9 protein-coding genes and 5 pseudogenes are annotated in these 20,077 nt (G+C 45.1%); 7 read left to right on the plus strand and 7 right to left on the minus strand.

Annotation, left to right across the window (positions count from 1 at the left end):
• The first annotated feature begins 482 nt into the window (after nucleotides 1-482).
• The 3 genes from UA76_RS02105 (at nucleotide 483) to nspC (ending at nucleotide 5,863) form a co-directional block, all read left to right on the plus strand.
• Nucleotides 483-3,392, plus strand: a complete 2,910-nt coding sequence (locus UA76_RS02105; protein WP_047042542.1) for a pyridoxal phosphate-dependent class III aminotransferase — start codon at nucleotides 483-485, stop codon at nucleotides 3,390-3,392.
• 13 nt (nucleotides 3,393-3,405) lie between these two features.
• A complete protein-coding gene (locus tag UA76_RS02110) occupies nucleotides 3,406-4,650 on the plus strand; it encodes a carboxynorspermidine synthase (RefSeq protein WP_047042544.1) in 1,245 nt (414 codons plus the stop codon).
• Nucleotides 4,651-4,729: 79 nt separating this feature from the next.
• Nucleotides 4,730-5,863 carry a carboxynorspermidine decarboxylase gene (gene nspC, locus UA76_RS02115; RefSeq protein ID WP_047042546.1) on the plus strand — a complete coding sequence of 378 codons (1,134 nt, stop codon included), beginning with the start codon at nucleotides 4,730-4,732 and terminating at the stop codon, nucleotides 5,861-5,863.
• Between the two features lie 101 nt (nucleotides 5,864-5,964).
• Here the strand turns inward: nspC and UA76_RS02120 are convergent, their stop codons facing one another.
• Both UA76_RS02120 and UA76_RS02125 read right to left on the minus strand, forming a co-directional pair.
• Nucleotides 5,965-6,477 carry a glycine cleavage system transcriptional repressor gene (locus UA76_RS02120; protein WP_047042548.1) on the minus strand — a complete coding sequence of 171 codons (513 nt, stop codon included), beginning with the start codon at nucleotides 6,475-6,477 and terminating at the stop codon, nucleotides 5,965-5,967.
• A 192-nt stretch (nucleotides 6,478-6,669) separates the two neighbouring features.
• A complete protein-coding gene (locus tag UA76_RS02125) occupies nucleotides 6,670-7,578 on the minus strand; it encodes a DUF3943 domain-containing protein (RefSeq protein WP_047042550.1) in 909 nt (302 codons plus the stop codon).
• A gap of 202 nt (nucleotides 7,579-7,780) precedes the next feature.
• Between UA76_RS02125 and UA76_RS02130 the strand changes: the two genes are divergently transcribed.
• Nucleotides 7,781-9,022, plus strand: coding sequence for a CinA family nicotinamide mononucleotide deamidase-related protein (locus tag UA76_RS02130; protein WP_047042552.1), 1,242 nt, complete (start codon nucleotides 7,781-7,783; stop codon nucleotides 9,020-9,022).
• A gap of 230 nt (nucleotides 9,023-9,252) precedes the next feature.
• Nucleotides 9,253-9,507 (plus strand): hypothetical protein, encoded by a 255-nt coding sequence (locus UA76_RS02135; RefSeq protein ID WP_047042554.1) that lies wholly within the window; start codon nucleotides 9,253-9,255, stop codon nucleotides 9,505-9,507.
• 58 nt (nucleotides 9,508-9,565) lie between these two features.
• On the opposite strand, the gene yfaE is transcribed toward UA76_RS02135, so the two are convergent.
• The 4 genes and pseudogenes from yfaE to ubiG all read right to left on the minus strand — a co-directional run bounded on the left by yfaE (nucleotide 9,566) and on the right by ubiG (nucleotide 14,506).
• Complete coding sequence (gene yfaE, locus UA76_RS02140; protein WP_047042556.1) at nucleotides 9,566-9,844, minus strand: class I ribonucleotide reductase maintenance protein YfaE; 279 nt, start codon at nucleotides 9,842-9,844, stop codon at nucleotides 9,566-9,568.
• Nucleotides 9,844-10,976 (minus strand): annotated as a pseudogene (nrdB, locus tag UA76_RS02145) (class Ia ribonucleoside-diphosphate reductase subunit beta). Before nrdB ends, yfaE begins: the two are co-directional and overlap by 1 nt.
• Before the next feature lie 87 nt (nucleotides 10,977-11,063).
• Nucleotides 11,064-13,344 (minus strand): annotated as a pseudogene (gene nrdA, locus UA76_RS02150) (class 1a ribonucleoside-diphosphate reductase subunit alpha).
• A gap of 454 nt (nucleotides 13,345-13,798) precedes the next feature.
• Complete coding sequence (gene ubiG / locus UA76_RS02155; RefSeq protein WP_047042558.1) at nucleotides 13,799-14,506, minus strand: bifunctional 2-polyprenyl-6-hydroxyphenol methylase/3-demethylubiquinol 3-O-methyltransferase UbiG; 708 nt, start codon at nucleotides 14,504-14,506, stop codon at nucleotides 13,799-13,801.
• 286 nt (nucleotides 14,507-14,792) lie between these two features.
• Here ubiG and gyrA point away from each other — a divergent pair.
• Both gyrA and UA76_RS02170 read left to right on the plus strand, forming a co-directional pair.
• Nucleotides 14,793-17,419: pseudogene (gyrA, locus tag UA76_RS02165) on the plus strand (DNA topoisomerase (ATP-hydrolyzing) subunit A).
• A 298-nt stretch (nucleotides 17,420-17,717) separates the two neighbouring features.
• Nucleotides 17,718-19,291, plus strand: a pseudogene (locus UA76_RS02170) (BCCT family transporter).
• Nucleotides 19,292-19,362: 71 nt separating this feature from the next.
• Here the strand turns inward: UA76_RS02170 and UA76_RS02175 are convergent.
• Nucleotides 19,363-20,077: pseudogene (locus UA76_RS02175) on the minus strand (3'-5' exonuclease).

Genomic DNA, 20,077 nt, shown 5'->3' on the forward strand with positions numbered 1-20,077 from the left:
TTTTTATTTACAACTTACTAAGTAAAAACAGTTGCCAGAGTCTTTGAAACTATGATATTTTCGCGCGCAATCTCGGACGTTGAACTATTTTCACAACAAAATAAAGTTCACGACAATCTGGGGGAGACGCGCAGTGACCATTCGAGCTGATTGTGACATTGCGTAGGGTAGGTACCGACAAAGCCTTTTGCCGGTAGACGGGATACTAATGACGCACATAGCGAATTGCGAATGGGAAACCCAACAGTGAATACAGTAACTATACAAACTAAAATCAGCAATATTCTTCCAAAATGTCCAGTTCTGCAGGATAGCAGCATCACTGAACCTTGAATTAGGCTTCCTATTTCTTAGTCATCAAACTTGAATGACGGCTTTGTCGCGTCCATACCGCGGCAGTGCACCCCAAATTTGCAGCTTTTAGCTTTCGTACGCCTAAAAATTGAATTTTATTCCACATTTTTGTTAGGGATGTTCCACGTATGAGCACAGCTTTTGAAGTCGATAGCCTTGCTATTGCAACCAGTATTTCCTCGCAGATTCCAGTCGTGGAAGGGATCTACGACTTAACACCAGATCAAATTCTCCTCGATCAGGCAGAGCATGAATCGGAAGTGCGTTCTTACCCACGCCGATTACCAATCGCCATTAAACAAGCTTATGGTGCGATTGTTGAAGACACACGCGGTCAGGTGTTTCTTGACTGCCTAGCGGGCGCGGGTACTTTAGTTTTGGGTTACAACCACCCAGAAATTAACCAAGCATTGAAAGACCAGCTGGACTCAGGCCTTCCATACCAAACTCTAGATATTACGACGGAAGCGAAAGCGAATTTCATTCGCCAAGTAAAAGCTTTCTTACCTGAAGAGTTTGCAAAAGACTCCGCGATTCAATTCTGCGGTCCATCGGGTGCCGATGCGGTGGAAGCTGCTATTAAGCTAGCTAAACAGACAACGGGCCGCAACACTATGTTTGCCTTCCGTGGTGCGTATCATGGGATGACAAACGGCACTATGGGCATGATGGGTAATCTAGGCACTAAAGAGCGCCGCACGGGCCTGATGTCTGATGTGCATTTCATGCCGTTCCCTTACAGCTTGCGTTGCCCGTTTGGTCTGGGTGGCGAAGAAGGGGCAAAAGCCAACATCCGCTACATAGAGCGTCTTCTTAATGACGATGAAGCGGGCATCATGAAGCCAGCAGCCATCATTCTAGAACCAGTCCAAGGTGAAGGTGGCGTTATCCCAGCTCCAGCTCAGTGGCTTCGTGAGATCCGCCGTATCTGTGATGAACATGACATCCTACTTATCCTTGATGAAATTCAATGTGGTGTAGGCAAAACTGGTTACCGTTTCGCATTTGAAGAAGCAGGAATCAGCCCAGATATCCTATGTCTGTCAAAAGCGATTGGTGGCGGTATGCCAATGTCGATTTTGGTCTTCAATAAGAAAGTCGACACATGGCGTCCAGGGGAGCACACAGGCACGTTCCGTGGTAACCAATTAGCTATGGTTTCTGGTGCTAAGGCGCTAGAAATCATTGAGCGTGATAACCTAGTAGAGCACGCAAACATCGCCGGCCAATACCTACGCTTAGGCTTAGAGAACATCCAAAAACGTGTGAACTGTATTGCCGAAGTTCGCGGTAAAGGCTTGATGTTGGGCGTTGAAATCAAGAAAACCAATGGCGAACTGAACAAATTCGGTGAGCCAGCCTCTGATGGTGAGCTGACCCTAAAGATCCAACGTGCAGCGCTTGAGCGCGGCCTTATGGTTGAAAAAGGCGGTCGTGATGGTTCTGTCATTCGCTTTCTGCCGCCAATTATTATCTCATTTGAACAAATCGACTTTGCGCTTCGCACACTGGAAGCGGCCATGCTTGCGGCAGGTGCTGAACTTGTTCAAAACGAAGAGGCGCCAAATCAAACAGAGTGGAAAAAGCACTTCATTCACACTGGCAAAGCAGGTGCCGATGAGTTTGCTTCTGTGATGAATCACACCACTAGCGTCATGAAAGCAATGTTTGAGCAAGTGGACAAGCCATACTCAGGGCTAGATCCAAAAGTGCTTGAAGAGCAGATTAACGCTGTAAGCCTAGACTCGTCAGATAAGAGCCTAAAAGAGGTGATTGCGAGCACGACGGATCTGGTGGCGAAAAACGCCATCTTTACTCAGCATCCAAACTGTATTGCTCATCTACATACCCCACCATTGATGCCGTCAGTTGCTGCAGAAGCAATGATCGGCGCATTGAACCAGTCTATGGACTCTTGGGACCAAGCTTCATCGGCCACTTATGTAGAGCAAAAAGTGGTGAACTGGCTGTGCGACAAATACGAGCTTGGCGGAAAATCCGACGGCATCATGACCAGCGGTGGAACACAGAGCAACCAAATGGGTTTGATGCTGGCACGCGACTGGATTGCTGATAAGTTATCAGGCCACTCGATTCAAAAACTCGGCCTTCCAGATTACGCTGACAAACTTCGTATTGTTTGCTCTGAGAACGCGCACTTTACGGTTCAAAAATCCGCATCATGGATGGGCCTAGGCGAAAAAGCGGTACTTTCAGTACCAGCCAACATCGACGGCACCATGAAAGCTGAACACGTTGAGCAAGTCGTTGCCGATGCTAAAGCGCAAGGATTGATCCCGTTCGCTATCGTAGGAACGGCGGGCACAACTGACCACGGCGCGATTGACGATCTTAATGTTATTGCCGATGTTGCCAACAAGCACGATTTATGGATGCACGTTGACAGTGCCTATGGCGGCGCACTGATCTTGAGCGGTTCAAAAGGTCGATTAAGCGGTATTGAGCGAGCGGCATCAGTCAGTGTGGATTTCCATAAACTCTTCTTCCAAACGATCAGCTGCGGCGCGCTGCTTGTTAACGACAAATCCAACTTTAAGTTCTTACTGCATCACGCAGATTACTTAAACCGTGAACACGACGAGCTACCTAATCTAGTAGACAAATCTATCGCGACTACAAAGCGTTTTGACGCGCTAAAAGTCTTCATGACAATGCAAAGCGTCGGCCCGAAAGCGCTCGGTGAAATGTACGATCATCTGTTAGAGCAAACTCAGCAAGTGGCTGATTTGGTGGATGCTTCTGAAGGTTTTGAGTTACTGGCTCGTCCTGCATTATCGACAGTGCTGTTCCGTTCAACGTTAGGTGATGCGGTGAGCTTGGACAAGCTCAACCAAAAAGTTCGAATTGAAGCTTTAGTACGCGGTATCGCAGTGCTGGGCGAAACAGTGATTGATGGAAAATCAGCACTGAAATTTACGATTTTAAATCCGACTCTTTCTATGAAAGATTTCGAAAAACTATTGAATGATATCAAGCAGCTTGCGGTAGAAGTGGCTGATAGCAAACTAAACAAATAAGGTAAGCGAAACTATGGCAGTTTTACAAATTGGTGCTGGTGGCGTTGGCTGGGTTGTGGCACACAAAGCGGCGCAAAACAACGATGTTCTAGGTGATATCACCATTGCATCACGCACAGTGGGTAAGTGTGAAAAAATCATCGAGTCTATTCAGAAGAAAAACAACCTGAAAGATGCATCGAAGAAGCTAGAAGCTCGCGCTGTAAACGCAGATGATGTGGAAGCTCTAGTCGCGCTTATTAACGAAGTGAAGCCAGATCTAGTTATCAACGCAGGCCCTCCGTGGGTAAACATGACCATCATGGAAGCCTGTTACCAAGCGAAAGTGAATTACCTGGATACCTCGGTAGCGGTAGACCTTTGTTCAGAAGGCCAGCAGGTACCTCAGGCATACGATTGGCAGTGGGGCTACCGCGAGAAGTTTGCGGAAGCGGGTATCACAGGTATTCTTGGTGCAGGTTTCGATCCGGGCGTAGTGTCAGTATTCGCAGCTTACGCGGTTAAACATCTATTTGACGAGATCGACACTATCGATGTGATGGATGTGAACGCAGGCGACCACGGTAAGAAGTTTGCGACTAACTTCGATCCAGAAACCAACATGCTTGAGATCCAAGGTGACTCTTTCTACTGGGAAAACGAAGAGTGGAAACAAGTCCCTTGTCACTCACGTATGCTTGAATTTGACTTCCCGAACTGTGGCACTCACAAAGTTTACTCAATGGCGCACGATGAAGTACGCTCTATGCAAGAGTTCATCCCGGCTAAACGTATCGAATTTTGGATGGGCTTTGGTGATACTTACTTGAACTACTTCAACTGCATGCGTGACATCGGCCTGCTAAGCCCAGACCCGCTAACTCTGCATGATGGTACGGTTGTTCAACCTCTACACGTATTGAAAGCACTACTGCCTGATCCAACATCACTAGCACCGGGCTACACGGGTCTAACGTGTATCGGTACTTGGGTACAAGGTAAGAAAGATGGTAAAGAGCGTAGCGTATTCATCTACAACAACGCAGACCACGAAGTGGCATACGAAGACGTAGAGCACCAAGCGATCTCTTACACTACGGGTGTTCCTGCAATCACAGCTGCACTTCAGTTCTTCCGTGGTGAGTGGGCAGACAAGGGCGTGTTCAACATGGAACAGCTAAACCCAGATCCGTTCCTAGAAACAATGCCAGGTATTGGCCTGGATTGGCATGTACAAGAGCTTGAGCCAGGTCAGCCAATCATCCATAAATTGAAGTAAGCGTTTAACGATTCTCGATTTTATATGATTTAAGCCGATGCATTAGCGTCGGCTTTGTTCGATTTTGGAAAATAGAAAGATGCAACATAACGAACTAAAAACTCCATACTTCATGATCAACGAAGATAAGTTGATTGCTAACTTGGAAAAAGCAAAGCAACTGAAAGAGATTTCTGGCGTGAAGCTTGTGCTAGCGCTGAAGTGTTTTTCAACTTGGGGCGTATTTGACATCATTAAGCCTTACCTTGATGGCACCACCAGCTCAGGGCCATTTGAAGTGAAACTGGGTCACGAAACCTTTGGTGGTGAGACACATGCTTATAGTGTGGGCTACAGTGAAGACGATGTCAGAGAAGTCGCAGACATTTGCGACAAGATGATCTTTAACTCTCAGTCACAGCTTGCAGCTTACCGCCATATTGTTGAAGGCAAAGCGTCTTTGGGTCTTCGACTAAACCCAGGTGTCAGCTATGCAGGCCAAGATTTGGCAAACCCCGCTCGTCAGTTCTCACGTTTAGGTGTGCAAGCTGATCATATTCAACCTGAAGTGTTTGAGTCGGTTGATGGTGTGATGTTCCACATGAACTGTGAGAACAAGGATGTGGATGCATTTATTGGATTGCTTGATTCCATTTCTGAGCAGTTTGGCGAGTACTTAAACAAGCTAGATTGGGTGAGTTTAGGTGGTGGCGTGTTCTTTACGTGGCCAGGTTACGACATCGACAAGTTAGGTGCTGCTCTAAAGGCGTTCTCTGAAAAACACGGTGTTCAGCTTTACCTTGAACCCGGCGAAGCAATTATCACGAAGACAACGGATCTCGTAGTTACTGTGGTTGATATTGTTGAAAACGTGAAGACGACAGCAATCGTCGATTCAGCAACCGAAGCTCATCGCTTAGACACGCTTATTTATAACGAGCCAGCTTCTATCTTGGAAGCTTCAGAGTTGGGCAAGCACGAATACGTAATCGGTTCATGTTCTTGCCTTGCGGGTGATCAGTTCTGTGAAGCCAGTTTTGATGAACCATTAGAGATTGGGCAACGTCTGCACATTATGGATAGCGCAGGCTACACGATGGTGAAGTTGAATTGGTTTAACGGCCTTCGTATGCCATCGATTTATTGTGAACGTAGCAATGGCGAACTAGAAAAGCTTAACGAGTTTGATTACAGCGATTTCAAACGCTCTTTGTCTCAATGGTCGGTTAGCTAGTTAAGTTACCGTCTAAACTTTGTATCAGTCGAGTTAACATCAACAAAAAAAAGCCCGCTCAGTGGTTAACACTGAGCGGGCTCCTATTTTACAGAGTGGGATTACGCTTCAACGACGACGCGAGTATCTTCGCTAAGAGCTTCTAGCTCATCCGCCACATCAGAAATGTTGACCTTACTTGGTAGTTTCACTGCCATGTTAGCGGTGAATAAGCTAGACCCGACACCACCGCCACCAGCGATAAACACGCGTTGACAGTCCATATCTAAGATATGAATGCCTTGTCCGTCAAGAACATGCGTTATCTCATTCACGATGCCAGAGCGATCATTTGAATCGAGGCGCAATTGGTAGATGGTGTCCGTAGCATGACTGAATGGGTCAGTATCGACGATTTGCACCAATAACTCAGGGTGATTGTGGAAAGCGCGTTTGACTACTTCTTCGTTTTGCTTAGGAAGTTCAACCTTAATTACGGCAGCCACTTGGTTTTCAATAAAGTTCACTTTACTGATTAACCACTTCCCACCGTTATCATGAGTCACGGTAGCCAGTTTTTTGATCGTTGCTGGAGTCGCCTTACCAACAAAGTTAACAATGAATGTGCTATTCATAATTGGGCCTCCAAAGCGCAAGTAGAACAAGTAGTTACATGAATGCTTATCTTCAGTTTAGAAGTTAGTGGCTAGGAAGGCTTGACGAGTGTCAATTTTTAGAGCTGTCGCTGATTTGTGTTGCAATAATTGTTGCACAAGACACAAAAAAAGCGGCAATAGAATGCCGCTTTCTCAAAAATAACTTATTGGCTAGAAACCAATTTTTAGTTCAACACCGTAGAACTGTCTGTCGTAAGAAGCGCCTGCGTCCATCGCAAAGCTCGCTGCTTCATTATTGCCAAACCAAGGTGTGCTGCTGAACTGGAATTCAGCACTGCCGCCCCAAGCATCAGTAACCCAACCATGGATATGCCCAACAGGGTTCAGGAAGAATAAAGAGACATCCCCCATTCGTTTTGAGCCCATGACTTCACCGCCCGAAGCAATGATTTCTTGTTCGGTTTCGAACATAGCCTCACCGACAACCGCGCCAAAGAATGGTGTGATAAACAGATCCTGCCAAGACGGAACTTCAGCAAAGGCTTCTACACCGTATTCCCAGAAGAATGTTGACATGGTTGCTGAGTACAGGAAGGATTCGAACTCGTTAAATCCAGCGTGACGAGCGGCCGTATAGTACACACCACCAAAATATGGGTGCATGACATAGTTGAGAAAGTGCTCATCGCGGTCCCAAACTGGACCTGCTTTTACGTTGTCTACCCATTTACTGCCAAGTTTACTCAAGTCGCGAGACTCTTCATCCCATTTAGTGATGGATTCGGGTAACAAGGTCATTAGGCCAACCGTGGCAACACTCAAACCTAAAATTGTGTAGGTTTGCCCCATCAAGTAGTCCCAGTCTTTGCCATCTTGCACTTGCAAGTACTTAGGCAGTTCTGGTTCTGCGATCGTTAGCTCAGGTTCTTGCAAATAGACGGCATAGCGATTGCTTGGATCGTCTAATACTGGCTGATTAGAGTAGCGATGGCTGTCTTGGAAAAAGTAGTCTTTATGATTATCTGCCGTGTAACTGAACTCAATGTGATTTATTGAGTCATAACTTGAGGCATTCGCACACGCAGAAAATGATAACATCATTGCAGCTATGTTTTTCATAGACACGGACAGCTCCAAAATTTGAGAATTTTTAATGATCAGATTCACAATTATCTAATAAAGTCAGAAGAATAGAAACTGCAAATTGTGTTATCTGGGAAACTAAACCAAAAAGATGTGCTTTACCGAAAAATGTTACACATCTATTTCATAAATTGATTATAAGTGATTGAATGCATCAAGCACGTGAGGAAAGTATAGTATGTTGAAAATAGCGATGCTGAGTACTGGAGAAGAAGTTCTTCATGGCGATATCGTTGATACCAATGCAGCTTGGCTATCGAGCTTGTTTTATGAACATGGCTTTCCACTGGTAAAACGCTCAACAGTAGGCGATTCGCTACAAGCATTGACTGAAGAGCTGTTAATGCTCAGTTTTAATAGTGACGTTGTCATTGTTAATGGTGGTCTTGGACCAACCACCGATGATATGTCGACCGAAGCGGCAGCTGCGATATCTGAGCAGCCTTTGGTGCTTTTCCCTGAATGGAAAGAAAGGTTAGAAGCCTTCTTTACCAGTCGCGGCCTGACTATGCCAGAAAGCAACATTAAACAGGCAATGCTGCCTGAACAATCTACGTTGATTGATAACCCTGTTGGCACGGCTTGCGGCTTTAAGCTGGAAGTGAACGGTTGCCTGTTTTACTTTACTCCAGGTGTTCCAAAAGAGTTCAAGCTGATGGCGGAAAGCCAAATCCTTCCAGATTTAAAACATCAGTTCCCCGAACAGGCCGGTCTTGATTGCAGCAAGCTCTATACATTTGGTACGTCAGAGTCTGGGTTAGCTGACGTTCTCGATAAGGTATCTTTACCTAGCGGGTATAGCCTTGGCTACCGTTCATACCTTCCGTACATTGAGGTAAAACTCTTTGGTCCTAAACAAGACCTTGATGTTCGAGTCAAATTACTCCAACTGATTTTCAAGCTTATAGAGAAGCATGTGGTGAGTGTCGATGAGAGCTTGTCTGATCATCTTGGGCATTTAGTTGCCGAGAAAAAATTGTCTATTTCTACCTCTGAGCAATCAACACAGGGGTGGTTATCCAATTGGCTACACGAAAATGCCTTAATGGCGAAATACTGTGGGCACGGTTGGGTGCTTGGGCAATCTCTGGATATTGGTGGAGAAGAGAAAGATCCACTTGCTGCTACCTTTGCGCTTGCAGGGGCAACTCGAGATAAATGCTCAACAGACATTTCCTTGGTGACTGGCCGTTTAATTGATAACAGTTTTACCGTGGCGTTCTCTGCACCGGAAGGGGAGTGGGGGCAAACTCTAAGTTTCAACAGGCATTATACGATAGAAGAACAAAAGCTGGTGATAGGAACGGTGGCAGCCGATATGTTGAGGCGCTACTTATCGAGTAAACCTATATTCGTGTCATACAGCTCACTTAAGTCTGTGAAAGAGATGCATGTTCCTAGAGGCTTGCTCGATTCGTAACCTAAGATTGGTTTTTGTCAAATTAGTAAGTGTTGATATAAGCATGTAACTGAATGGATATGTGGCTTATATTAATTGTGGTTCCGAATCAATTTTTTAGAATGATTTGTTCTAATCGCTAAATGGATGATTTTCAACGTTCCATAAAATTGTCTCATTTTTGAGCCTTCTATTCTCCTGGCGAACTTGTAAACTGAGTATTCGCATCAGTGGTGAGCAAGGAGGCAGACATGTTTTATCAATCAAAGATATTGGTCTGGTATCAAGTGGCAAGTCAAAAAGTTGTTTTAGGAGAGGCGTTTAGCGATGATGAGCACAATGTTGTGTCGTTGTGGCATCAAGCCCCTCAAGAGTCTTACAACGGACATGACACAGGCTTTCGCTTATCTTTGTTTGATGATGATGGGCGCGAAGTGGCTGACAAAGCCGTATCTATGGTTACCGCAGACGAATTTTTATCACATATAGTAAAGGCCAGCGCTTAGCGCTGGCCTTTATGTTTTCTACAATCAACTTTGATTCAAAAAGAGCTTAATTGAATAGTTATGCTCTCTTTGCTTTCGCACTGAACAATACGCCATTCAGCTTTAAATCACTTTTTGCTCTGCAAATGCAAGGCAGTATTTCATTACCTTGTGTATAAGCCATAGCAAACCCAACGTATTCGACTTCGCCAGACTCTAGCGTACATTTACATGCACCGCAGTGTCCTTCACGGCAGTTGTACTCGGGTTCAAGGCCGGCTTGCTCCATTGTCTCTAGAATCGTGTTGGACGAGTTAGATTCAATGGTCGTGATCTTGTTGATTGTAATATTCGCCATTACAGTTCGAAACCTTCGAAGTCATCTGCATTCACTTCGTTGTCGATTTGACCGACTAGGTAAGAACTGATTTCTGCTTCTTGCGGTGCAACCTGAACGTTATCAGACGACAACCAAGCATTAATCCATGGAATTGGGTTAGATGTCGCTTCAGGGTAAGCTGCTGCTAGACCAACCGCTTGCATACGAACGTTGGTGATGTATTCAACGTACTGACAAAGAATGTCTTTGTTCAAGCCGATCATAGAACCGTCTTTGAACAGGTATTCGGCCCACTCTTTCTCTTGTTCTGCTGCTTCCTTAAACAGGTCAAAACACTCTTGTTTACACTCTTCAGCGATCTGCATGAATGAGAAATCATCCTGACCATTACGAAGTAGGTTCAACATGTGCTGAGTACCTGTCAGGTGCAGTGCTTCATCACGTGCGATTAGCTTGATGATTTTCGCATTACCTTCCATCAGTTCACGTTCAGCGAAGGCAAATGAACAAGCAAAGCTTACATAGAAACGAATCGCTTCAAGGGCATTCACTGACATCAGACATAGGTACAGCTTCTTCTTCAGATCTTGAAGGCTAACATTAACTGTTTCGCCATTGATTGTATGTGTACCTTCACCGTAGCGGTGGTAGTCGTTAGTCAGAGCGATGAGATCATCGTAGTAATGAGCGATGTCTTTAGCACGTTTTAGAATGTGTTCGTTCTCAACAATGTCATCAAATACAACCGCAGGGTCGTTTACGATGTTACGGATGATGTGTGTGTATGAACGTGAGTGGATCGTTTCAGAGAACGACCATGTCTCAATCCAAGTTTCTACTTCTGGAAGCGATACTAAGGGCAGCAGCGCCACGTTCGGGCTGCGGCTTGAATCGAGTCAAGTAGAGTTTGGTACTTCAAGTTAGAGATAAAGATGTGTTTCTCGTGCTCAGGAAGTTTGTTGTAGTCGATACGATCGCTTGATACATCGACTTCTTCCGGACGCCAGAAGAAAGAAAGCTGCTTCTCAATCAGCTTTTCAAAAATCTCAAATTTTTGTTGGTCGTAACGCGCAACGTTAACCGATTGACCAAGGAACATTGGTTCTTTTAACTGGTCATTTTTGTTTTGAGAAAAAGTACTGTAAGCCATAAATGCCTCAATTCCTTTTAAGCCCTTCTTGTTTAGAAATTAAAAAGAAGGGCAGATAATTCACTGTTCTAATATATGGGTTGTCGATTAAATCTTACAACCGCCGCCTGCACAATCGTCTTCTTGGACTGCAACACCACCAGACTGTTCGTCTTTGGCACCGTCACGAGTGTTGTGGTAGTAAAGTGTCTTCACACCAAACTTGTATGCCGTTAGAAGATCTTGCAATAGCTTCTTCATTGGAACTTTACCCGTCTCGTAGACGCTTGGATCATAGTTGGTGTTCGCAGAGATAGCTTGGTCAACAAACTTCTGCATGATACCTACTAAGTGCAAGTAGCCGTCGTTCGAGCCGATGTCCCAAAGTAACTCGTAGTTCTCTTTTAAGTTTACGAAATCTGGAACGACTTGCTTCAAGATACCGTCTTTCGATGCCTTAACTGATACATAGCCACGTGGTGGCTCAATGCCGTTTGTCGCGTTAGAAATTTGCGATGATGTTTCTGATGGCATCAGTGCAGTTAGCGTTGAGTTACGTAGGCCATACTCCATGATCTCTTCACGTAGCGCATCCCAGTCGTAATGAAGTTTTTCATCACAAATCGCATCAACGTCAGACTTGTATGTATCAATAGGCAGAAGGCCTTTCGCATAGTTTGTCTCGTGGAAAGATGGACATTTGCCTTGCTCTTTCGCAAGCTCGACAGACGCTTTCAGTAGGTAGTACTGAATCGCTTCAAACGTACGGTGAGTTAGGCCGTTAGCACTGCCATCTGAGTATTTCACACCATTCTTCGCTAGGTAGTATGCGAAGTTGATAACGCCCACACCCAAAGTTCGACGGTTCATTGTCGACTTGTATGCTGCTGGTAGCGGGTAATCTTGGTAATCGAGTAGGGCATCAAGTGCACGAACAACCAGTTCCGATAGCTCTTCAAAATCGTCGAGAGATTTAATCGCACCAAGGTTAAATGCAGAAAGCGTACATAGGGCAATTTCACCCGAGTCATCTTCTACATTGGCCAGTGGTTTGGTTGGTAGTGCAATTTCCAAACATAGGTTTGACTGACGAACAGGCGCCACTTCTGAATCGAATGGGCTGTGCGTATTACAGTGGTCTACGTTTTGAATGTAAATACGACCTGTCGAGGCGCGCTCTTGCATGAGCAAAGAGAACATTTCGATGGCTTTAACGGTTTCTTTCTTGATTGAAGGATCGTTTTCGTATTTCACATACAGGCGTTCGAATTCTTCTTGATTCTCGAAGAAAGCATCATAAAGGCCAGGCACATCCGATGGAGAGAATAAGGTGATGTTGCCACCTTCAACTAGGCGTTGATACATCAGTTTGTTCAACTGAACACCGTAGTCCATGTGACGCACACGGTTTTCTTCAACACCGCGGTTGTTCTTAAGAACCATTAGAGAGCGAGCTTCGCCGTGCCACAGTGGGTAGAATACCGTTGCTGCACCGCCACGAACGCCACCTTGAGAACAACATTTTACAGCTGTTTGGAAGTATTTGTAGAAAGGGATACAACCGGTATGGAATGCTTCACCACCACGGATTTCAGAACCTAGCGCACGGATACGACCCGCGTTAATACCAATACCAGCACGTTGAGATACGTAACGTACGATTGAGCTAGCAGTTGCGTTAATAGAGTCTAGCTATCGCCACACTCGATAAGTACACAAGAGCTGAACTGACGGGTAGGCGTACGTACACCAGACATAATTGGTGTAGGTAGAGAAATCTTAAATGTCGACGTCGCATCATAGAAACGTTTAACGTAATCCAAACGTGTTGCTTTCGGGTACTTAGCAAACAAACAAGCTGCAACAAGGATGTATAAGAACTGCGCGCTTTCGTAGATTTGTCCAGATACACGGTTCTGAACGAAGTACTTACCTTCAAGCTGTTTAACAGCCGCATAAGAGAAATCTAGGTCACGACGGTGATCAAGGTATGCATCGAGCTCGTCTAATTCTTCACGAGTGTAATCTTCGATGATGTGCTTGTCGTATTTACCCATGTCTACAAGACGAGAAACATGATTGTACAGCGTTGGCGGCTCGTATTGACCGTACGCTTTTTTACGCAGGTGGAATACAGCAAGTCGAGCAGCAAGGTACTGGTAATCTGGCGTTTCTTCTGAGATCAAATCTGCAGCAGATTTGATGATGGTTTCATGGATGTCAGAAGTCGTGATGCTTCGTAGAACTGAATGTGAGCCTTGAGTTCTACCTGAGAGACTGAAACGTTGTTTAGACCTTCTGCAGCCCACGTGATGACACGGTGGATCTTCTCTAGATCTATGTTTTCTTTGCGGCCATTACGTTTAGTAACGGTAAGTTGTTGGTTCATTCTGCTTTATTTCCCTAATAAAACTGATAAAAGCCTTATTTTTGTATCTTTGTTATGAAACGATTGTAAATCTCGTTGAGGCTTTGTGATCAAAGTCTATCTATATATTGATGCCTAAACACTACATATAGGGGTTCGTTCGTTTTCGAGTTACAAGATAGTGCTATCACGGCTGATTTTCAAGTTACAGATCTTGGATGACTTGTGGATAACTGACAAAAATAAAAAAAACAGTAAGTATCCACTAACTGAAGATCTAAGAGCACAATTGAGTGGAGAAAAATACGCTTTCGAGATCGGTTTAGAAGTAACCACGAATTAAAAAAAATTCCTTGATCTTTGATAAAAAACTTACTTATAAATCGAAGCGATTAAAATGGAATCTAGCGCACGTTTGAAATGAAAAAAACGGCAATTTTCTAATTGCCGTTTCTTAAATCAAATAGTTTGCAAACTAGACAAGTTGCGTATGTACGATGTAATTAACGTCGACATTGCGACCAAGGCGGTAGCTGTCTGTGAGTGGGTTGTAATGCAGGCCTGTGATACCGAGTTCACGCAGGTCAGTTTTGTCTACCATTTTAAGCAATTCTGATGGGCGGATGAACTTCTCATGATCATGAGTGCCTTCTGGAACAATCTTTAGAAGCTTCTCTGCACCGACAATCGCAAATAAGTAGGATTTGAAGTTACGATTGAGCGTAGAAAAGAAAACATGGCCACCTGGCTTAACTAGCGAAGCACAAGATTTAATAACGGATAGGGGATCTGGAACGTGTTCCAGCATCTCCATACAGGTCACGACGTCATACTTGCCTGCATTTTCTGCAGCATGATCTTCGATTGTACTTTGGATATAGGTTAGTTTAGTGCCGGTTTCTAAAGCATGCAGACGAGCAACTTCTAGTGGCTCTTTACCCATGTCTAAACCGGTTACCACTGCCCCTTCTTTGGCCATGCTTTCTGCCAGTATTCCACCACCGCAGCCAACATCAAGCACTTCTTTACCAAACAGGCCCTGAGCGTTGTCTAGAACGTAGTTGAGGCGCAATGGGTTAATTTGGTGCAAAGGTTTGAACTCACCCTCTAAATCCCACCATCGAGAAGCCATATCCTCGAATTTTTTGATTTCATTTGGGTCGACATTTTGTGCTTTAGACATACCGCTCAACTCGTATAAAACTGATTCCTTGATTGTTGGGCATTATAACCTTTTTCATTGGCCTTTCATCAAGCACAGATAACTTTGAGTATAGATGCTTAAAAAGTAACCTTTTTTCAGTTGGATATGATTCAAGTGTGCAAATTCTCGGCACTTGATTCACAACCAAGCTCACAACCTGATAAAAGGAGAGGGAAAGTAATGCCGAACCTTGCAATAGTGTGTTATATTTTTCGACCTTGTACGTATCAAACATACGATCAAACTATAGAGGGATAATGGCTCTATGAGCGATCTAGCTAAAGAGATCACGCCCGTAAACATTGAAGATGAGCTTAGAGGTTCATACCTAGACTACGCGATGTCAGTTATCGTGGGTCGTGCTCTTCCAGATGTGCGTGATGGCCTAAAACCTGTACACCGCCGCGTTTTATTCGCGATGAATGTACTAGGCAACGATTGGAATAAACCATATAAAAAATCTGCCCGTGTGGTAGGTGACGTAATCGGTAAATATCACCCACATGGTGATAGCGCGGTATACGATACTATTGTTCGTATGGCACAGCCGTTTTCACTTCGCTACATGCTAGTCGATGGTCAAGGTAACTTTGGCTCGATCGATGGCGACTCAGCGGCGGCAATGCGTTATACCGAAGTTCGCATGGCAAAAATTGCCCACGAGCTTCTAGCCGACCTAGACAAAGAGACAGTGGACTACGTACCAAACTATGATGGTACTGAGCAGATCCCAGCAGTTCTTCCTACAAAGATTCCTAACCTATTGGTAAACGGTGCCTCTGGTATCGCGGTAGGTATGGCAACTAACATTCCTCCGCATAACTTGACGGAAGTAATCGATGGTTGCTTGGCATACATCAATAATGAAGAGATCACGATTGATGAGCTGATGGACTACATTCCTGGTCCTGATTTCCCGACAGCGGCTTTAATTAGTGGTCGTAAGGGCATCGTTGATGCTTATAAGACAGGTCGCGGTAAGATCTACATGCGCTCTAAAGCGGATATAGAAGCAGACAAGAATGGCAAAGAGACCATTATTGTTACGGAAATCCCATACCAAGTTAACAAAGCTCGTCTAATCGAGAAGATTGCTGAGCTTGTTAAAGATAAGAAAGTGGAAGGCATTAGTGCACTGCGTGACGAGTCAGATAAAGACGGTATGCGCATTGTGATTGAATGTAAGCGAGATGCAGTGGGTGAAGTTGTTCTGAACAACTTGTACGCGCAAACTCAGCTACAAACGACTTTCGGTATCAACATGGTTGCGCTGAACAACGGTCAGCCACAGCTATTCAACTTGAAAGACATGTTGAAGTGCTTCGTGGATCACCGTCGTGAAGTTGTTACTCGTCGTACTATCTACGAGCTGCGTAAAGCTCGTGACCGCGCTCATATCCTAGAAGGTTTAGCGCTAGCACTTGCGAATATCGATGAAATCATCGATTTGATCCGTAACGCCCCGACACCAGCAGAAGCAAAAGCTGGCCTTGTCGCTCGCGGTTGGGACCTTGGCAATGTCGCTGCAATGCTTGAGCGTGCCGGTACTGATGCTGCTCGCCCAGATTGGCTAGAAGAGCAATACGGTATTCGTGATGGTCAGTACTTCCTGACTGAGCAACAAGCACAAGCTATTCTTGACCTTCGCCTGCACAAGTTAACAGGTCTAGAGCACGAGAAGATTCTAGATGAGTACAAAGCACTTCTAGAAGAAATTGCAGAATTGATGCACATCCTTGCGAGCACAGAGCGCTTGATGGAAGTGATCCGTGAAGAGCTTGAAGCGGTTCGTGATGGCTTTGGCGATGTACGTCGTACTGAAATCACAGCGGCTAGCCACGATATCGACATGGAAGAGCTCATTGCTCGTGAAGATGTTGTGGTAACACTTTCTCACGAAGGCTACGTGAAATACCAGCTACTGAGCGACTACGAAGCTCAGCGTCGTGGTGGTAAAGGTAAGAGCGCAACTAAGATGAAGGAAGAGGATTACATCGAGCGTCTGCTTGTTGCGAATACTCATGATAACATCTTATGTTTCTCGACTCGCGGTAAGACTTACCGTCTGAAAGTATACCAATTGCCACTGGCAAGCCGCACGGCTCGTGGTAAGCCAATCGTAAATATTCTTCCTTTGGAAGACAATGAGCGTATTACGGCTATTCTACCGGTATCAGAATTCAGCCAGAGAAGTTCATCTTCATGGCGACTGGCGATGGTACGGTTAAGAAGACTTCACTTGATCAGTTCGCTAACGTGCGTGCTAACGGCCTAATCGCTGTTAACTTGCGTGATGATGATTCACTGATTGGTGTGGATATCACGAACGGCGACAGCGACATCATGCTGTTCTCGAAAGCAGGTAAAGTCGTTCGTTTCAGCGAAGACAAAGTACGTGCAATGGGTCGTACCGCGGCGGGTGTTCGCGGCATGAAGTTAGCAGATGACGATCAAGTGGTATCTCTGATTGTTCCAGCGAACGAAGGCGATATCTTAACTGTGACTCAAAACGGTTACGGTAAGCGTACTGAACTTGCGGAGTACCCAACGAAAGGCCGCGCGACACAAGGTGTTGTGTCAATCAAGGTCTCTGAGCGTAACGGCCCAGTTGTTGGTGCGGTGCAAGTAGAAGAAGGCGACGAGATGATGATGATCACCGACGCTGGTACACTTGTTCGTACCCGTGTTTCGGAAGTTAGTCAAGTCGGTCGTAACACTCAAGGTGTAACACTTATCCGTACAGCTGAAGATGAATCAGTGGTTGGCCTACAACGTATCGATGAAGTGGAAGAAGTGGAACTTGAAGAAGGTGAGCAAGAAGGTCAAGAGCCCGAAGCAAACGCGATTCAAGAAGATGCTGCAGCACCACAAGAAGGCGATGCCGAAGAGTAAACTTCAGCCTTAATGAGCCTTTGAAAAGCCGAGCTTATGCTCGGTTTTTTTGTACCTGCAATTCAACCTTTGATGACGTAACACTGAAAGTGAATTAAAGATCCTGATGCTATTTTATTTTGGCTCTGGTTTATTTATGAGCAAACAGAAGCAAAAAGAGAGGAAATTGAATGCATTTCAGCCGTTTACTGGAAGAACAATGTAACTCTAGTACAATAACAAGGTTGAAAGAAAAGAGCCTTAGTATAAATCTAACATTTTTGTTTGTACTTTGTGCTTCTAAAAACAGAGAGGAATCATGACTAAAGGTATTGATAAGTACAGTATCGACAGCACTGACTATACGGTTGGCCAAGATAATGTACAAAAGTGGGGTTTTGATGTTCATAACCCAGTATTTGGAGTAAGTGCTGGTCTTATTGCGCTATTTCTAGTGGCAGTACTTATCCTCGATGCTGGGACAGCGAAAGCAGCATTGGATGGAGTTAAGTGGAAAATCATAGGTGCCTTTGACTGGCTATTCATATGGTCCGGCAACATTTTTGTTGTTTTCTGTTTGGCGCTAATCGTCTCGCCATTTGGAAAAATCCGCTTAGGCGGACAAGATGCGACTGCCGATTACTCTTACCTTTCTTGGTTCTCGATGTTATTTGCTGCGGGTATGGGCATCGGCTTGATGTTCTGGAGTGTTGCTGAGCCTGTTGCTTATTTTACGGGGTGGTATGAAACTCCATTAGGTGTTGAAGCCAACACACCGGAAGCCGCGAAGCTTGCATTAGGGGCAACAATGTATCACTGGGGTCTGCACCCTTGGGCTATTTACGGCGTTGTCGCGCTTTCGTTGGCATTTTTTGCGTACAACAAAGGTCTGCCACTATCCATTCGTTCTATCTTCTATCCAATACTGGGTGATCGAGCGTGGGGTTGGCCCGGCCACATTGTTGATATCTTGGCTGTATTGGCAACGCTCTTCGGCCTTGCAACATCGCTTGGCTTAGGCGCACAACAAGCCGCTAGCGGTATCCATCATGTGTTTGGATTAGATGCCGGGATGGGGCTACAAATTGTTGTTATTACCGTGGTAACGCTACTTGCTGTTGTTTCGGTATTGCGTGGTATTGATGGTGGTGTAAAAGTCATCAGTAATATCAACATGATCATCGCCTTCTTGTTGCTGATTCTTGTTGGCCTGATCGGTTGGGCCGTATCACTCGGAACAATCCCTACAACATTGATGGCTACGTAGAAAACTTCATCCCATTGAGTAACCCCCATGGCCGGACCGACGAAGCTTGGTTCCAAGGTTGGACGGTGTTTTATTGGGCTTGGTGGGTATCTTGGTCGCCGTTTGTTGGTATGTTTATCGCACGTGTGTCAAAGGGTAGAACCGTTCGTGAGTTTCTGACAGCGGTACTGCTGGTACCGACAGCCGTGACAATAATCTGGATGTCTGTATTTGGTGGAATGGCAATTGATCAAGTGATAAATAATGTCGGTCAGCTAGGAGCAGAAGGGTTGACTGATGTCTCATTGGCAATGTTCCAGATGTTCGATGTTCTGCCTTGGGGTTCTATGTTGTCTATCATCGCTGTAGTGCTGGTTTTAGTGTTCTTCATTACATCATCGGATTCAGGTTCACTGGTTATCGACAGCATCACTGCTGGTGGTAAGGTTGATGCACCCGTTCTTCAACGTTGTTTCTGGGCGTTTATGGAAGGTGCTATTGCTGTTGCATTGCTTTGGGTTGGTGGCGCGGAAGCGGTGCAAGCTCTTCAAGCAGGGGCTATCTCAACAGCATTACCATTTGTGATTGTGCTGCTACTGATGTGTGTTAGCTTACTGATGGGGATGCGAACGGAACCTCGTAAGTAACCAACAAGACATGATGAATAAAAAAAGCGGAGCCAAATAGGCTCCGCTTTTTTGCACTTGAAATTGACAAGTTACAACCAAAAATCGCTGATTGGCTGTTTGTCGTCAAAATGATGGGCTATCTGTGCCTGCAAAAGTTCAGCGGTGGCAATGGCATCGGTTAGCGCATGATGAGGGGTGTAGGCCGGAAGTCCGTATCTTGTGCGCGATTGCCTAATCGAAGTGAGCCTGGTTTTTTTCCCTTTAACCGATTCCAAAGCCCCCCGTCGCACGTTGCTGAACTTGATTTTCAATTTCCAGCGTATCGAGCAGAGGAAACTCTATTCCTTCCTTAATACGCTCTTTGAGGGCGACGTTGAAAAACATTCGTTCAATCTTCCGATAATGAACGACCATGATACGGCCTTCCATTGACTGAAGAATTTCATGATAAATCTCAGAAAAATCAGGCGCATCAAGAATATCACTGTGGGTAATGCCATGAATCACTACGGATTCTTCTTCAAGTTTTTGTTTCGGCCGAACGATCCAATGCTTGGCTTGATTGATAAAGATTCGATTCAGCGTAAAAGGAACAACACCTATAGTGATGATTCCATCTTTGTCTGGGTCTAACCCTGTGGTTTCAAAGTCCATTGCCAAAAATGTCACCTCACTAAGAGGGGTGTTGGCGAGAGGAATTTCTGCGGAATAGTAGTCAATTAGGCTTTGGTCAGCGGCCGTTTCTAATCGTTGGCTGAACTTGCTCTTCCAATCAATTTTAGGTGGCTTTAATAGAGATTGAAT

The sequence above is a fragment of the Vibrio mexicanus genome (genome assembly GCF_001012815.1).
Classification (GTDB): Bacteria; Pseudomonadota; Gammaproteobacteria; order Enterobacterales; family Vibrionaceae; genus Vibrio; species Vibrio mexicanus.

What these genes read in the sequence shown, in the direction of transcription:
- UA76_RS02120 (WP_047042548.1), bottom strand. Translation starts at nt 6,477, where the DNA reads ATGAATAGCACATTCATTGTTAACTTTGTTGGTAAGGCGACTCCAGCA.
- yfaE (WP_047042556.1), bottom strand. Translation starts at nt 9,844, where the DNA reads ATGGCGAATATTACAATCAACAAGATCACGACCATTGAATCTAACTCG.
- UA76_RS02135 (WP_047042554.1), top strand. Translation starts at nt 9,253, where the DNA reads ATGTTTTATCAATCAAAGATATTGGTCTGGTATCAAGTGGCAAGTCAA.
- UA76_RS02130 (WP_047042552.1), top strand. Translation starts at nt 7,781, where the DNA reads ATGTTGAAAATAGCGATGCTGAGTACTGGAGAAGAAGTTCTTCATGGC.
- nspC (WP_047042546.1), top strand. Translation starts at nt 4,730, where the DNA reads ATGCAACATAACGAACTAAAAACTCCATACTTCATGATCAACGAAGAT.
- UA76_RS02110 (WP_047042544.1), top strand. Translation starts at nt 3,406, where the DNA reads ATGGCAGTTTTACAAATTGGTGCTGGTGGCGTTGGCTGGGTTGTGGCA.
- ubiG (WP_047042558.1), bottom strand. Translation starts at nt 14,506, where the DNA reads ATGTCTAAAGCACAAAATGTCGACCCAAATGAAATCAAAAAATTCGAG.
- UA76_RS02105 (WP_047042542.1), top strand. Translation starts at nt 483, where the DNA reads ATGAGCACAGCTTTTGAAGTCGATAGCCTTGCTATTGCAACCAGTATT.
- UA76_RS02125 (WP_047042550.1), bottom strand. Translation starts at nt 7,578, where the DNA reads ATGAAAAACATAGCTGCAATGATGTTATCATTTTCTGCGTGTGCGAAT.